This window comes from Streptomyces sp. BJ20, assembly GCF_022869105.1.
Taxonomy (GTDB): Bacteria; Actinomycetota; Actinomycetes; order Streptomycetales; family Streptomycetaceae; genus Streptomyces; species Streptomyces griseoincarnatus.
The window spans coordinates 1,906,502-1,921,112 of the sequence record NZ_CP094918.1 but is presented as its reverse complement, the minus strand read 5'-3'; the positions used below and the strand labels follow the sequence as shown (position 1 = coordinate 1,921,112).

At 72.1% G+C, this 14,611-nt stretch carries 11 protein-coding genes; 7 read left to right on the top strand and 4 right to left on the bottom strand.

Translation table 11 applies throughout. The features are described 5' to 3' along the window. Position 1: 1 nt before the first annotated feature. The 3 genes from MTR79_RS08845 to MTR79_RS08835 all read right to left on the bottom strand — a co-directional run bounded on the left by MTR79_RS08845 (position 2) and on the right by MTR79_RS08835 (position 3,184). Positions 2 to 835 carry a carbohydrate ABC transporter permease gene (locus MTR79_RS08845; protein WP_048456096.1) on the bottom strand — a complete coding sequence of 278 codons (834 nt, stop codon included), beginning with the start codon at positions 833 to 835 and terminating at the stop codon, positions 2 to 4. Next, positions 832 to 1,818: a sugar ABC transporter permease gene (locus MTR79_RS08840; RefSeq protein ID WP_086704752.1), complete on the bottom strand. Its 987-nt coding sequence runs from the start codon at positions 1,816 to 1,818 to the stop codon at positions 832 to 834. Before MTR79_RS08840 ends, MTR79_RS08845 begins: the two co-directional genes overlap by 4 nt. Before the next feature lie 88 nt (positions 1,819 to 1,906). Beyond that, the gene (locus tag MTR79_RS08835; RefSeq protein ID WP_189363363.1) at positions 1,907 to 3,184 is read right to left on the bottom strand and encodes an extracellular solute-binding protein; all 1,278 of its coding nucleotides are present in this window, start codon (positions 3,182 to 3,184) and stop codon (positions 1,907 to 1,909) included. A 373-nt stretch (positions 3,185 to 3,557) separates the two neighbouring features. On the opposite strand from MTR79_RS08835, the gene MTR79_RS08830 reads away from it, so the two are divergent. Beyond that, the gene (locus tag MTR79_RS08830) at positions 3,558 to 4,322 is read left to right on the top strand and encodes a GntR family transcriptional regulator (protein WP_189363362.1); all 765 of its coding nucleotides are present in this window, start codon (positions 3,558 to 3,560) and stop codon (positions 4,320 to 4,322) included. Positions 4,323 to 4,407: 85 nt separating this feature from the next. Here MTR79_RS08830 and MTR79_RS08825 read toward each other — a convergent pair whose 3' ends face one another. Beyond that, positions 4,408 to 4,833: a DUF4259 domain-containing protein gene (locus tag MTR79_RS08825; protein ID WP_244789688.1), complete on the bottom strand. Its 426-nt coding sequence runs from the start codon at positions 4,831 to 4,833 to the stop codon at positions 4,408 to 4,410. 805 nt (positions 4,834 to 5,638) lie between these two features. On the opposite strand from MTR79_RS08825, the gene MTR79_RS08820 reads away from it, so the two are divergent. The 6 genes from MTR79_RS08820 to asnB all read left to right on the top strand — a co-directional run bounded on the left by MTR79_RS08820 (position 5,639) and on the right by asnB (position 14,604). Then, positions 5,639 to 7,117: a sugar transferase gene (locus MTR79_RS08820; RefSeq protein ID WP_048456100.1), complete on the top strand. Its 1,479-nt coding sequence runs from the start codon at positions 5,639 to 5,641 to the stop codon at positions 7,115 to 7,117. Between the two features lie 73 nt (positions 7,118 to 7,190). Continuing rightward, on the top strand, positions 7,191 to 8,507 hold the full coding sequence (locus MTR79_RS08815; RefSeq protein WP_048456101.1) for a nucleotide sugar dehydrogenase: 1,317 nt from the start codon (positions 7,191 to 7,193) through the stop codon (positions 8,505 to 8,507). After that, positions 8,497 to 9,750, top strand: coding sequence for a glycosyltransferase family 4 protein (locus tag MTR79_RS08810; protein ID WP_086703098.1), 1,254 nt, complete (start codon positions 8,497 to 8,499; stop codon positions 9,748 to 9,750). Before MTR79_RS08815 ends, MTR79_RS08810 begins: the two co-directional genes overlap by 11 nt. Then, positions 9,740 to 11,107 carry a polysaccharide biosynthesis protein gene (locus MTR79_RS08805; RefSeq protein WP_244789687.1) on the top strand — a complete coding sequence of 456 codons (1,368 nt, stop codon included), beginning with the start codon at positions 9,740 to 9,742 and terminating at the stop codon, positions 11,105 to 11,107. The genes MTR79_RS08810 and MTR79_RS08805 overlap by 11 nt, the downstream gene beginning before the upstream one ends. Beyond that, a complete protein-coding gene (locus MTR79_RS08800) occupies positions 11,104 to 12,663 on the top strand; it encodes a Wzz/FepE/Etk N-terminal domain-containing protein (protein WP_086703095.1) in 1,560 nt (519 codons plus the stop codon). The genes MTR79_RS08805 and MTR79_RS08800 overlap by 4 nt, the downstream gene beginning before the upstream one ends. A 3-nt stretch (positions 12,664 to 12,666) precedes the next feature. Further along, a complete protein-coding gene (gene asnB / locus MTR79_RS08795; protein WP_189363358.1) occupies positions 12,667 to 14,604 on the top strand; it encodes an asparagine synthase (glutamine-hydrolyzing) in 1,938 nt (645 codons plus the stop codon). Positions 14,605 to 14,611 lie beyond the last annotated feature (7 nt).

Genomic DNA, 14,611 nt, shown 5'->3' with positions numbered 1-14,611 from the left:
GTTATCCCTTCACGGCGCCTGCGGTGAGGCCGCTGACGGCCCGGCGCTGCAGGAAGACGAAGAGGATCAGGATCGGCACGGCGAACAGGGAGGAGGCGGCCATGGTGGCGCCCCAGTCGTCGCCGAACTGGGTCTGGAAGCTGGACAGCCACAGCGGCAGGGTCTGCGCGCCGCCGGACTCCTTGCTGAGCACCAGGACGAGGGGGAACTCGTTCCAGGCGGTGATGAAGCCGAACATGGAGGTGGACATGAGACCGGGCGCGAGCAGCGGCAGGATGACCCGGCGGAACGCCTGGGCGCGGGTGCAGCCGTCGACCATCGCGGACTCCTCCAGTTCCTTCGGCACGGCGGCGACGAAGCCGCGCAGCGTCAGAATGGTGAAGGGCAGGATCATCATCATGTAGAACGCGGTCAGCGGCACCAGGCTGTTCAGCATGGAGGCGTCGCGCACGATCATGTAGATCGCGATGACCATGACCTCCCAGGGCGCCATCTGGGCCAGCATGAACCCGATGACGAAGCCGCGCCGCCCCTTGAACCGCATGCGGGCGAGGGCGAAGGAGCCGGCCAGCGCGATGACGAGGGAGAAGAGGACGGCCAGGCAGGTGACGGTGAGCGAGTTGCGGACGAACGTCCAGAAGTGCTCGGCGTCCGTCGCGGTGCCGAAGTGCTCGAACGTGATGTCCGTGGGGAACCAGACCGGGTCCTCCGCGATGATGTCGCCGGTCGGCTTCAGCGCCGTGGCGAACATCCAGTACACGGGGAAGACGCAGGCGGCGAAGACGACGAGGGCGGTGGCGTTGGGCCAGACACGGCCGAAGAGCGAGCGCTTCACAGCTCGTCCTCCTCTTGCTTGAGCACGATCCTGAGGTAGTACGCGGTCAGGCCGAGCATGATCAGGATGGTCAGCACCGCGATCGCCGCGCCCATGCCGTAGTGCTGGTTGCCGACGCCCTCGATGTAGGCGTAGACGGGCAGGATCTCGGTGAGCCGGTCGGGGCCGCCGCCGTTGAAGGTGAAGACCTGGACGAACGCCTTGAAGATCCAGATGATCTCCAGGAACGTCGTGGCGTAGAGGAACGGCCGCAGGAACGGCAGGGTGACGGTGGTGAAGCTGCGCCAGGCGCCGGCGCCGTCGAGCGCGGCCGCCTCGTACAGCTCGCCGGGGATGGTGGTGGTCGCCGCGTAGAGGTTGATCGCGACGAACGGCACGGACATCCAGACGATGAGCAGGGTGACGACGAAGAACGTCGACATCTGGCTGCTGGTCCAGCTGTAGTCGGCCATGGAGTGCCAGCCGAGTTTGTCCAGGACCCAGTTGACGACGCCGAAGCGCTGCGCGAACAGCCACTGGTAGACGGTGGTGGCGGCGACCACGGGCATCGCCCAGGCCAGCACCAGGCCGATCATCAGGGTGAACCGCATCCGCTTGCCGAGGCGGGCGAGCAGCAGACCGACGAGGGCGCCCAGCAGCATGGTGAGGACGACGTTGACGGCCGTGAACAGGATGGAGCGGAGGGTGACCCGCCAGAAGTCCTCCCCGGTGAGGACCTCCTTGTAGTTGTCGATGCCGTTCCACTCGGTGACGTGCTGGATCAGCTGCGCCATGTTGAGGTTCTGGAACGACAGCAGCAGGTCCTTCAGCAGCGGCCAGCCCAGCAGCAGCACGGTGGCCGCGCAGGCGGGCAGCAGCAGGAGGTACGGGGCGAGCGCGCCGGCCCGCGACGCGGCTCTGGGTCGGGACCCGGCGGGTGCGGGGTCGTCCGACTTGCGGACGTCCGCCGGTCCGGAGGGCGGCCGTTCGGTCTGCACGGTCATGCTCGCGATCTCTCTTCTCGGCGTGCTCAACACGGGGCGGGGACCGTCCCGTCGGCCGGTCCCCGCTCCGGTCGGAGCGCGTGCGCTGTTACTGCTGCTGCGCCAGGCGCTTGTTGAACTCGCCCTCGACCTGCTTCGCGGCGGCGGCCGGGGACTTGCCGTTCAGAACGGCGGTCAGGTACGTCTTGATCGGGTTGGGGTCGTTCTCGACGGCGGCCCACTCGGGGATCAGCGGGGTGGTGCCGCCGACGGCGGCGGCGGGCGCGGCGGCCTCGGCGGGCGCGTTGCCCTTGAGGTTGACCTGCAGCGACTCCTTGTTGGGGATGACGCCGTTCTCCTTGGCGAGCTGGCCCTCGAACTTGTCGGAGAGGGCGAGCTTCAGGAACTCCTTGGCGAGCTCCTGCTTCTGGCTGCCCGCGGCGACGGCGAGGTTGGAGCCGCCGAGGAAGACGCCCTCGGGCTTGTCGGCGGTGGCGCCGGGGATGGTGAAGTAGCCGATCTCCTTCTCGATGGCCGGGTTGGCCTCGACGGCGATGCCGGCCTCCCAGCCCATGCCGATGAAGGCGCCGACGTTGCCCTTGGCGAAGACCTCGCCCTGCTGCGGGGTGGCCTCGTCCTTGTCCTTGGGGGCCTTGGACAGGGCCTGGAACTTCTTGTAGGTCTCGGTGGCCGCGGCGACCTTCGGGTCGTCGAGGTTGGAGACGTACTTGTCGCCGTCCTTCTTGACGAGTTCGCCGCCCTCGCCGATGACCAGGCCGACGAAGTGGTACCAGTTCTGGCCGGGGAGGTAGATCGGCTCGGCGTCGGTCTTCTCACCGATGGTCTTGAGCGCGGCGTAGAACTCGTCGCGGGTCTTGGGGGTGTCCTTGAGGCCGGCGTCGGCCCAGACCTTCTTGTTGTAGAGGACGACGCGGTTGGCGAAGTACCAGGGGGCGGCGTACTGCTTGCCCTCGAAGACGGAGGACTCGTTGAGGGACTCGGTCCAGTCGGCGCCGATCTCCTCCTTGAGGTCCGCGAGGTCGGCGAGGCCGCCGGTCTTGGCGTAGGCGGGGGTCTGGGTGTTGCCGATCTCGAAGACGTCCGGGGGGTTCTCCTCGGACAGGGCGGTGGTCAGCTTCTGCTGGATGCCGTTCCACTGCTGGACCTCGAACTTGACCTTCGCCTTGGTCTTCTTCTCGAACTCGGCGGCGAGGTCCTTCTGCCACTGGTCCGGTGAGGAGCCGTCCATGACCCAGACGGTGAGCGTCTGCCCGGCGTAACCGTCCGCGCCGGCCTTCTTGCCGTCACCGCCGTCGTCGCCACCGCACGCAGCGACCGAGAACAACATGCCCGCGACCCCGATCGCGGCTATCAGCTTGCGCTTCACGCGCCACCCCTCCTCAGGAATGCCTTGCACACCCACGCCCTCGCGGTGACCCTGACAACGGCGCAACAGCTCGGCGGGCTGGGACCCGGCTTCCGCTAAATGGTTTAGACCAGCAAGGGGAGCTTGGCCTAGACCTATGGTCATGTCAAGGGTTGTCCAACTCACGGCTGGGTAACGGCAACGGTCCATGTATGGGGCGGAGATGTCCGCCCAAAGAGGGACGGGTTGTAGGGTTGGACTAGACCAAAGCGAGAGCGCGCCGTTATAACGGGATCGCCGAGCGTGCGGCGCCGATCCCCTGGCGGTCCGCCGACGTGCACCGCGGCCGGCCCCTGCCGTCCGCGCGCCGGACACCGCAGCCGGAAGGCAGGACATGAGCACGGACGTCAGCAGCGCCCAGCTCGGCACGGGGGCGCCGGGCCGCCGGGACCGCGTACCGAAGTACTACCGCATCAAGCAGCGGCTGCTGCAGATGACGGACGAGCGCACCCCGGGCTCCCCGATGCCGGCCGAGCGCCTGCTCGCCGTCGAGTTCGGCACGTCCCGTACGACGGTGCGCAAAGCGCTGCTGGAGCTGGTGAGCGAGGGGCGGCTGGACCGGATCCAGGGCAAGGGCACGTTCGTGGCGCGCCCCAAGGTGTACCGGACGCTTCAACTCACCTCCTACACCGAGGACATGAGGGCGCAGGGCCTCAACCCCGCCTCCCGGGTGCTGGACATCGGCTACGTCGCCGCCGACGAGGAGCTGGCGGCACTGCTGGAGGTCGAGCCGGAGAGCAAGGTGCTGCGCATCGAGCGGCTGCGACTGGCGGGCGGCGAACCGATGGCGATCGAGGCGACCCACCTCTCCGCCCGCCGCTTCCCAGGCCTGCGCCGCAACCTGACCCGCTACACCTCCCTCTACACCACGCTCGCCGAGGTGTACGGGGTGCGGCCGGCGGAGGCCGACGAAACCATCGAGACCTCCCCGGCGACCCTCCGCGAGGCAGGCCTCCTCGGCACGGACGTGGGCCTGCCGATGCTGCTGCTGTCACGCCACTCACGGGACGAGAACGGGACGCCGGTCGAGTGGGTGCGGTCGGTGTACCGGGGGTCCCGCTACAAGTTCACGGCCGTTCTGACGCGTCCGGCGCCGTGACATCGGTGTCGGTCGGCCGCCCGCACGGTGACGCGGGTACGCGCACAAGCGGCCGACCGCGCCGCCTCGAAAGTCACGTCGGCCGCTAGACGTCGGGGAGCGGGACCGTCGGGGGCGGTGGGACGAGCACCGTGCGAAGGCGCGTGAGGAGGGCCTGCCACTGCTTGGCGTCGTCCGGGTCGACCCAGTTCGGCGCCGGGCCGCACGGGTCGGCGGCTATGCGGGCGAGGGCTTCGTGAGCGAGCTTCCGTAGCTGGTCGGGAAACGCGGGCATGGGTTCCTGCGGCCCGTCGTCCGGGTCGACGGGTGCCCCTCCGGGGCACTGCGCCGCGACGAGTGCGGCCGCGGCGACCGCCTCGTCCGCGTCCGTGAACAGGTCCGTGGCATCGATCGTCCGGACGAGGACGTCGCGGACCATCGCCACGCGCCGTTCGGGTTCGGCCTCGTCGAGGCCGGCGGCGAAGTCCGCCGCCGCGTCGTTGTCGAAGTGTCCGGTGCCCCACGTACCCATGCCGCTCTCCTCGTGTGCCGTCGGCCGCATCCTCGCGGCGCGGCCCGCCAACCCCGCGGAACGGTCGCTTCAGCGGTTATATCTCGGACATCCGTGGAGCGTGCACGAAATCGTTCGAACAGGGGGCGGTGGGTGGAGTTCCGGTCCTGGGCCGGGGAGGCAGGGGGCGCTCGCGGCCCGGCGGGGGCAGGGGGGTCATGTGAACGACATGTGTGCCCGGACCTCGGCAGTCACCGTCCCGACGGGGGGCGCGGGGCGGCCGGCGAGACGCCTTCGGCGCGGGTCGTAAGTGTCATCACGCAGTCGTACGAGGGGAGTTGAGACGCGGGCGCGAGAGCCGGGCGGACGGGTTCCGGACGGCGTATCCGGCCACGCCGCCTGAACACAATTTCCCCACACCCTCTCTTCTTACCGGCCGCGATGGTCTAGATTGACCCTGCTTCGGCCGTTCGGGCCCGGGGCGACCGATTGAATGATCTTTGAGTCCGGCGCCCTGGGAGGAATTCGTCCCACGGCGCCAGGCGTGGGGGTGATCACACCGCTGGGCCCCGGGGGGGCTCGGGTGCGGGGGCGCACCCGAGGAACCGGCCAGGTTCGCTCGGCTCCATGGACCGGCACGGCCATGTGCCGCTGCCGCCGCGACAGGTTGTTCACGTTGTTCTTCGTCCGTTCGTAGCCGGCATGCCGGCGCGCGGGAGGCGGGGGTCTCCCGTGGCGAGGAACAGCGCGGTTCGGGGGGTGGGGTCCCCCCGGCGGAGACAGTGTCAGGCGAACACGTCGCATCACTGGGAACCTGGGGGGTTCTGTGCGGCAAGGGGGATTGGTCAGCCCGTTCCCGTCGGAGCGGGGTCATCTGGCGGACGGGGAGTTCAACCGTGGCACGGCCGACTGGGAGCACCGCTACCGCCGTACCGTGATCACGAGCGACACGGTGGCGACCGCCGTCGTCGTCGCCGGGATCGGCAACTTCTTCGGCGTGCGGGACGCCGCCGACTGGCACGAGAAGTGGGGCATCCTCGCCTTCGGCACCTGGTTGCTGGTGCTCGGGGCGCTGGCGGTGAGCCGGTCCTGGTCGCCGACCGTGCTCGGCCAGGGCGCCGAGGAGTTCCGGCGGCTCGGCCGCTCGCTGTTCATGGCGACCGTCGTGCTCGCGCTCGGCGGGATCGCCCTGACCTCGCGCAACATCAAACTCTGGATCTTCGTCGCGGTCCCCGCGATCGCGCTCGTCACCATGACGATGCGCTACCTGCTGCGCCTGCGGCTGCACCGGCAGCGCAAGGAGGGCCGCTGCCTGCGTCCGGTGCTCGCGGCCGGGAACCCGGACACGGTGCGCGACCTGATCGCCCGCACCCGCAAGTACCCGCACCTGGGCTGGCGCGTGGACGCCGTGTGCACCACCGACGGCCCCGTCGTCGACGGCGGCCGGCTGGACGGCGTGCCGGTGGTGGGACGGCTGGCGGACGTCGCCGACCACGTCCGCCGCGACGGCTACCGCGTCGTCGCCGTCACCTCCGACCCGCACTGGTCCCCGGACCGGCTCCAGCGGCTGTCGTGGAACCTGGAGGGCTCCGACGCCGAGATGGTCGTCGCGCCGGTACTGATGGAGGTGGCGGGGCCGCGGCTGCACGTCGACGCGGTCCTCGGCATACCGCTGCTGCGCGTCAGCATGCCGGCGTTCACCGGCGGCCGCCGCGCGGTCAAGGGCGTCGTCGACCGGCTCGGCGCGCTGATCCTGCTGGTGCTGTCCGCGCCGCTGATGCTGCTGGTCGCGCTGCTCGTGGCGACGGACAGCCGGGGCGGGGTGTTCTACCGGCAGCGCAGGGTCGGCAAGGACGGCCGCGAGTTCACCATCCTGAAGTTCCGCACGATGATCCCCGACGCGGACCGCGTACGCGCCGCGCTCGCCGACCGCAACGAGGGCGCCGGGCCGCTGTTCAAGATGCGCCGCGACCCGCGGGTGACGCGGATCGGGGCGGTGCTGCGCCGCTACTCGCTCGACGAACTGCCGCAGCTGTTCAACGTGCTCACCGGGTCGATGTCGCTGGTCGGCCCGCGGCCTCCGCTGCCGGAGGAGTGCGCGTCCTACGGCCCGGACATCCGGCGCCGGCTGAAGGTGAAGCCGGGGCTGACCGGACTCTGGCAGATCAGCGGGCGCAGCGACCTGTCGTGGGAGGAGGCGGTCCGGCTGGACCTGCGGTACGTGGAGGACTGGTCCCTCGCCCTGGACACGGTGATCTTGTGGAAGACGCTGCGCGCCGTGGTGCAGGGACAGGGGGCGTACTGATGCGCGGCGGCCGTGGGGCGGCCGGGGTGCGGACCGCAGGCCGAGAGGGCCTGCCCGGGGGGAGGAACGGGTCATGAGAGTCAGCGTGTTCGGGCTCGGCTACGTGGGCTGCGTGTCGGCCGCGTGCCTGGCGAGCATGGGTCACGAGGTCGTCGGGGTGGACGTCAACCCGGTGAAGGTGGACCTGGTCAACGACGGCAAGGCGCCCGTCGTCGAGGAACGGATCGGCGAGCTGATCGCCGAGGTCGTGGGCAGCGGGGCGCTGCGCGCGACCACCGACGTGCGCGAGGCGATCGAGGGCAGCGAGGTGTCCCTCGTCTGCGTGGGCACCCCGTCGGAGCCCAACGGCAGTCTGTGCACGGCCTACTTGGAGCGGGTCACCGAGGAGATCGGCGCGGCGCTGGCCGAGCGGGGCGGGCGGCACACGGTGGTGTTCCGCTCCACGATGCTGCCGGGCACCTGCCTGGGCCTGCTGGTGCCGATCCTGGAGAAGCAGGTCGGCGGCACCGCGGGTGTCGACATCGGGGTCGCGGTCAACCCGGAGTTCCTGCGCGAGGGCACCAGCGTGCGGGACTTCTTCGACCCGCCGAAAACCGTCATCGGCGAACTCGACACGGCGAGCGGCGACATCGTCGCGGCGCTGTACGAGGACCTGCCGGGCGAGGTGTTCCGGGTGCCGGTGCCGACGGCCGAGGCGATCAAGTACGCGGACAACGCCTTCCACGGGCTGAAGATCGGCTTCGCCAACGAACTGGGCGCGGTGTGCCGGGCGCTCGGGGTGGACTCGCACCAGGTGATGGACGTGTTCCTCGCCGACCGCAAGCTCAACATCAGCCCCGCCTACCTGCGTCCGGGCTTCGCCTTCGGCGGCTCCTGCCTGCCGAAGGACCTGCGCAGCCTGGTGCACGCGGCGCACCGGGCCGACGTCTCGGTGCCGATCCTGTCCCACGTCCTGCCGTCCAACGAGGAGCACCTGCAGCGCGCGGTGGAGCTGGTGGAGCGCACGGGGAAGCGCAAGGTCGGCCTGTTCGGGCTGTCGTTCAAGCCGGGCACCGACGACCTGCGTGAGAGCCCGCTGGTGGAGCTGGCGGAGCGGCTCTTCGGCAAGGGGTACGACCTGCGGATCCACGACGCCAACGTCAGCCTGTCGCGGCTGCTCGGCGCGAACCGCGAGTACATCGAGACGCGGCTGCCGCACCTGGCGCAGCTGCTCGCCGACTCCGTCGAGGACGTGCTGGACCACGCCGAGGTCGTCCTGGTCGGCACGAAGGACCCGGCGGTGCTGTCCGCGCTGCCGCACGGCGACGACCCCGTGATCATCGACCTCGTCCGCCTCCCCGACGCCGACGCGCGCCGGGCCGAACCCGGGTACGTGGGCCTTGCTTGGTGAGCCGAAGGGCGCGCGGGGCCGCCGCGCGCTGATCCTGGTGGAGAACCTGTCGGTGCCGTTCGACCGGCGGGTGTGGCAGGAATGCCGCACGCTCCGCGACGCGGGCTGGGAGGTCGACGTCATCTGCCCGCAGGGCACCAAGCGGGACACCGAGCCGGAGGCCGTGATCGACGGGGTGCGGATCCACCGCTACCCGCTGCGCGCGGCCACCGGGGGGCCGGCCGGCTACCTCAAGGAGTACGGCGCCGCGCTGTGGCACACCGCCCGCCTGGCCCGCAAGGTCGGCCCGGTGGACGTGGTGCACGCCTGCAACCCGCCGGACCTGCTGTTCCTGCCCGCGCTACGGTTGAAGCGGCAGGGGGCGGCGTTCGTCTTCGACCAGCACGACCTGGTGCCCGAGCTGTACCTGTCCCGGTTCGGGCGGGGCAAGGACCTGCTCTACCGGGGCGTGTGCGCGCTGGAGCGGGCGACGTACCGGGCGGCGGACGTGGTGCTCGCCACCAACGAGAGCTACAAGGACGTCGCCGTGCGCCGCGGCGGGCGGCGGCCCGAGGACGTGTTCGTGGTGCGCAGCGCGCCCGACACCGAGCGGTTCCACCCGGTGGACCCGGAGCCGGAGCTGAAGCGCGGCAAGCCCCATCTCCTGTGCTACCTGGGCGTGATGGGCCCGCAGGACGGCGTCGACTACGCGCTGCGGGCGCTGGCGAAGCTCCGCGACGAGGTGGGCCGCACCGACTGGCACGCGGTGTTCGTCGGGGCGGGCGACACCTTCGACGCGATGGTGGAGCTGTCCCGGGAGCTGGGACTCGACGGCCAGGTGGAGTTCACGGGACGCGTGCCGGACGCCGACCTGGTGCGCTGGCTGTCCACCGCGGACGTGTGCCTCTCCCCCGACCCGTGCAACCCGCTCAACGACGTGTCGACCATGAACAAGGTCCTCGAGTACATGGTGATGGGCCGGCCGATCGTCTCCTTCGACCTGAAGGAGGCGCGGGTCTCGGCCGGCGAGGCCGCCGTGTACGCGAAGGGCGACGACGAGGGCGAGTTCGCCGCGCTCATCGCCCGGCTGCTGGACGACCCCGAACAACGCTCCCGGATGGGGAAGTCCGGGCAGGAACGGATCAACGGCCCGCTGGCCTGGCGCAACTCGCAGGCGGCGCTGCTGGCCGCCTACGAGGCAGCCGTCGGGGGCGGCGCGGCGGCCCGGAGCGGGCGGGAAAGAGGCACGTCCCTTGAGCGATGACGCGATACGCCTGGTCACCATCGGGCGCATGCTCCACAGGCGCGGCAGGCTGCTGACGGTCCTCGTCGTGCTGGGGGCGCTGACCGGCTTCGGCGTCTCCCTGGTGTTCCCGCCGCGCTACACCACGTCGGCGTCGGTGCTCCTGCCGGGCGCCTGGGAGGAGCGTGTGCTGCTGACCCAGGCGGAGATCGCCACCAGCACGGTCGTGACCGACCGCACGGCCGAGGAGCTGGGCTGGGCCGGGGTCGACGGCGAGGAGCTGCGCGAGCGGGTGCGCGCCGAGGTCACCGACGGCAACATCGTCAAGATCTCCGGTACCGCCGAGAGCCCCGCGAAGGCGCAGCGGCTCTCCGACGAACTGGCCCGGCAGTTCGTGACGTTCTCCGCGCGGATCGTCGACGAGACCGCGGACCCGACGGCGGCGGCCGGACCCGACCAGCTGCGGCAGATGGTGCTCACCACCAGCCGCCGCATCACCGAGCTGGCCGACGCGGCCGACCCCGGCCAGACCGTGGAGAGCGTGCAGACCCGCACCGAGCTGGCCAAGCTGCGCACCGCGCTGCAGGAGGCGGTCGGCGAGCTGAGCCAGGCCGACTCGAACGCGGCCGGCTCCCGGCTGGTCGTGATGGGTCCGGCGGCCAGGCCGACCGGTGAGGCGCCTCCGTCCCGGGTCCAGCTGATCGCCGCGGGGGCGGTGCTGTTCTTCCTGCTGGCGGTGGTCGGGCATCTCACCGCGGCCCGGGTGAACCGCCGGCTGCGCTCCGAGCGGGAGATCGCCGCCGCGCTCGGCTCCGGGCTGCTGGGCGGCGTCGACGTGTCCGCGCGGCGGGGCGCTCACCGTCCTGAGAGGGGCGGCGCCCGGCACCGGTTCCGCCGCCTGCTCGGTCTGGACACCCCCTGGAACGCGCCCGCCCCGCCGGCCGCCGGGGACGAGGCGAGCCTGGGGATCCGCTACCGGAGGGTGTGCGGCCGCATCCGCGACCTGGTGCCGGGCGCGCGGCGGCTGCTGCTCGTCGTGCCCGACGACGACGGCATCGCCCTGCGGGCCGCCGAACGGCTGGCGGAGGAGTCCGGGGGCGACCCCCTGCTGCGGCTGACGGAGGTCTCCCCCGAGGCGCCGCTGGTGCCCGACCGCGAGGAGGAGTCGGGCGTCCTGGTCGTGCTGGGCGCGGGCACCCGCACCGCCGCCGAGCTGGCAGGTGTCGCCGAGGCGTGCGCGGACGCGGGCCACGACGTCGTCGGCGTCGTCCTGGCCGACGCGGTCCGGACCCGTCCGGCGCGGTCCGCCGGCCCGCCGCGGGAGGCCGCGGCACCGGCGCTCGCCCTCGGCGACGGCGCGCGGGGAGGTGCGCGATGACGGGTACGACCGCGGAGCCGACGGCCGCCGCTCCCCTGCTGGACCTTCAGTCCCTGGTGGTGTCGGTGCGCAGACGCCGGCGTCTGTGGGGCTCCCTGGCGCTGCTGGGGCTGCTGCTCGGGGCGGCGGTGGCGGTGCTGCTGCCCCCGCCGCCGACCGCCGTGACGAAGGTGCTGGTCGCCCACCAGGACGACCAGCCGAACGATCCCGGCACCCTGATCCTCACCGACGTGGCGCTGCTGCACACCACGCGGATCGCCGACGCGGCCCTGAAGTCCCTCGGCTCCTCGACGAGCGCGGAGGACTTCATGGAGGAGTACGAAGGCGCCGGCCTGACCAACAACCTGCTGGAGATCAAGGCGACGGGTGACACCGGCGAGGAGGCGGTGGCCCGCGCCGAGGCGGTCGCCGAGGCGTTCGTCGCGGACCATGTGCGGCGCGTCAAGCAGGCCGCGGCGGCCGACGCCTCGACGCTGCTCGCCCAGCGCGACCGCCTGCAGAAGGAACTCGACCAGGTGAACGAGGCGATCGGCGACGGGCCGCCGGAGGGCAGCCCGGAGGAGTCGGCGAACCTGGAGACGCTGTTCGCCCGCCGCGCCGAACTCAGCTCCCGCGTCAGCGACTTCTCGCAGCGTGCGGCGGAGGCCCGGGTGGGCACGCCCCGGCTGATCGCGGGCACGCAGATCGTCGACGCCCCGCACACCGTGAAGCACTCGATGCCGCTCGCCCTCGCCACCAACGGCGGCATGGGGCTGGTCCTCGGCCTGGTGCTGGGCCTGGTGATCGCCGCGGTCGCCTCCGTGGTGGGCGACCGCCCGGTGCTGCGCCGGGAGATCGCGCGCCACCTGGGCGCCTCGGTCACCGCGGAACTGTCCCGGTCCGCGCTGCGGCCGGGCCCGCTGTGGCGGCGCGGGCGCAGGCGCGCGGCGCGGTCCCGGCTCACCTCGTCGCTGGCCCGTACGGTGCGCGGCTCCTCGGAGCCGGTGGCGCTGCTGGAGCTGGGCTGTCCGCGCGGGGCGGGCGTGATCGCCCTGGACCTGGCGCGGACGCTGGCGGCGGACGAGCCGGTGGTCGTGGTCGACGCCCTGCCCCGGCACGGTCTCGCCGGCGGGCGGCGGAAGTCGGGCGACCCGGAGGTGGTCGGCGTGGAGCGGGCCGCGGCCCTGCCGTCCGACCGGCGCCGGATCGGTGTGGCGTCGGTGGCGCCCGGCGCGGCCTGGTCCGACCTCGCCGACCTGGCGGGCCGGGCCGTGCTGGTCGTCCGGGCGGGGCACGGCACGACCGCGTGGCTGCACACCGTGGCGCGGCAGCTCGCCGACCGTCGCGTGGAGGTGGCCGGAGTCGTGCTGCTCGACCCGGATCCGCGTGACCGGACGGACGGGACGCTGTGGGACGGGCCGTTCCCGGCGCCGCGCGTCCGCGAGGGGCGGCCGGCCCGGCAGAACGGTACGGGGTCCAACCCCACCGTGCAGGCGGTCACGGACGGTCCGCGGCGCACGGAACGGCTGCCGATGTGGGCGGCGCGGGTCCCCGACAGCGACCAGGAGGCGCGGTAGCTCATGTGCGGCATCGCAGGCACGTACCGGTGGCCGGACGGCAAGGCGGTCACCGACCGGCTCACCGAGACCCTCGCCCACCGCGGCCCGGACGGCTCCGGGACCTACGCCCACGCGCTGGGCGACGGCGAGGTGCACCTCGGGCACCGCAGGCTGGCCATCCTCGACCTGTCCGGCACCGGCGCCCAGCCGATGGTGTCGGAGGGTCTGGCCCTGACGTACAACGGCGAGCTGTACAACGCTCCTGAGCTGCGGGCCGAGCTGGAGGGCGCCGGGGTTCGGTTCCGGGGCACCTCGGACACCGAGGTGCTGCTGGAGGCGTGGCGGCGCTGGGGCACGGACTGTCTGCCCCGGCTGCGCGGCATGTTCGCGTTCGCCGTGTTCGACGAGCGCACCGGTGAGCTGGTGCTGGCCCGCGACCAGCTCGGCATCAAGCCGCTGTTCCTGCTGCGGCGCGGCGAAGGGCTGCTGTTCGCCTCGGAGTTGAAGGCGCTGGCGGCGGTGACGGGCGGGTCGCTGGAGGTGGATCCGGCGGCGCTGGTGGCGTCGCTGCTGTACTACTGGGTGCCGGACTCGCGGTGCGCGTTCCGCGGGGCGGAGAAGCTGCCGCCGGGGACCTGGCTGCGCTGCCGGCCCGACGGATCGGTGCAGCGCGGGCGGTTCTGGGATCTGCGCGAGGTCGCCGCCGAGGGGCAGGAGCGGGCCCGTTCCGGTGATCTGCCGGACCTGGCGGCTGTGGTGGAGGAGTCGACGCGGCTCCATCTGCTGTCCGACGTGCCCGTGGCGACGTTCCTGTCCGGCGGCCTGGACTCCAGCTATCTGACCGCGCTGGCGGCCCGCGACCGGCCGGGCATCCCCGCGTACACGATCGGGTTCCGGGCGGAGGACGCGCGGTTCGAGGCGATGCCGGACGACCTGCGCTACGCCCGGCAGGTGGCGGAGCGGTTCGGGGTGGATCTGCGGGAGATCGAGATCGCCCCGGACGTGCAGGACCTGCTGCCGCGGATGACGTACCACCTGGACGAGCCGGTCGGCGACCCGGCCGCGATCAACACCTTCCTCATCTGCTCGGCCGCCCGGGAGGCCGGGGTGAAGGTGATGCTGTCCGGGATGGGCGCCGACGAGCTGTTCGCCGGCTACCGCAAGCACCTGGCGAACCTGATCGGGGTGCGCTACCGGCGGGTGCCGGGGCCGGTGCGGCGCGGGGTGGCCGCCGCCGTGGACCGGCTGCCGGTCGCCACCCGCCGGCGCGGTCTGCGGTCGGTGCGGTTCGCGAAGCGGTTCCTGTCGTTCGCGGGCCTGCCGGAGGAGACCGCGTTCCGCCGCAGCTACACCCTGTACGACCGCGAGGAGCTGATCGGGCTGCTCGACCCGGACCTGGCTCCGGCGGTCGACGACGTGCTGACCGAGCACGCCGACGTCTACCGGGACAACGCCCTGGACGACTTCGTGAACCGCATGTGCCTGACGGACGCGCGGATGTTCCTGCCGGGCCTCAACCTCGCCTACACCGACCGGTCGAGCATGGCCGCGTCGACCGAGGTGCGGGTGCCGTACGTGGACGTCGAGGTGGTCAGGGCCGCGTTCGCGGTCCCCGGCGCGCGCAAGATCGCCGGGCGGCAGGGCAAGGCGGTGCTCAAGGAGGCCGCCACGACGGTGCTGCCCCGGGAGATCGTGTACCGGCCCAAGGGCCTGTTCAGCGCCCCGCTGCGGGCCTGGATGAGCCGGGACCTCGCACCGCTGGTGCGGGAGGTGGTGCACGACGGTCTGCTGGTCCGCTCCGGCTTCCTGCGCCGGGACGCGCTGGCGCGCATGGTCGCCGAGGACGCCGCCGGGCAGCGGGACTTCTCCAAGCACCTCTGGCACGTGCTGACCCTCGAGCACTGGTACCGCGACGCGACCTCCAAGGCCGGCCACGACTCCCCCGCCTCGACGGCGTAGAGACAAG

Coding starts and splice junctions, on each gene's coding strand:
- MTR79_RS08840 (WP_086704752.1), bottom strand. CDS start 1,818: ATGACCGTGCAGACCGAACGGCCGCCCTCCGGACCGGCGGACGTCCGC.
- MTR79_RS08830 (WP_189363362.1), top strand. CDS start 3,558: ATGAGCACGGACGTCAGCAGCGCCCAGCTCGGCACGGGGGCGCCGGGC.
- MTR79_RS08825 (WP_244789688.1), bottom strand. CDS start 4,833: ATGGGTACGTGGGGCACCGGACACTTCGACAACGACGCGGCGGCGGAC.
- MTR79_RS08815 (WP_048456101.1), top strand. CDS start 7,191: ATGAGAGTCAGCGTGTTCGGGCTCGGCTACGTGGGCTGCGTGTCGGCC.
- MTR79_RS08800 (WP_086703095.1), top strand. CDS start 11,104: ATGACGGGTACGACCGCGGAGCCGACGGCCGCCGCTCCCCTGCTGGAC.
- asnB (WP_189363358.1), top strand. CDS start 12,667: ATGTGCGGCATCGCAGGCACGTACCGGTGGCCGGACGGCAAGGCGGTC.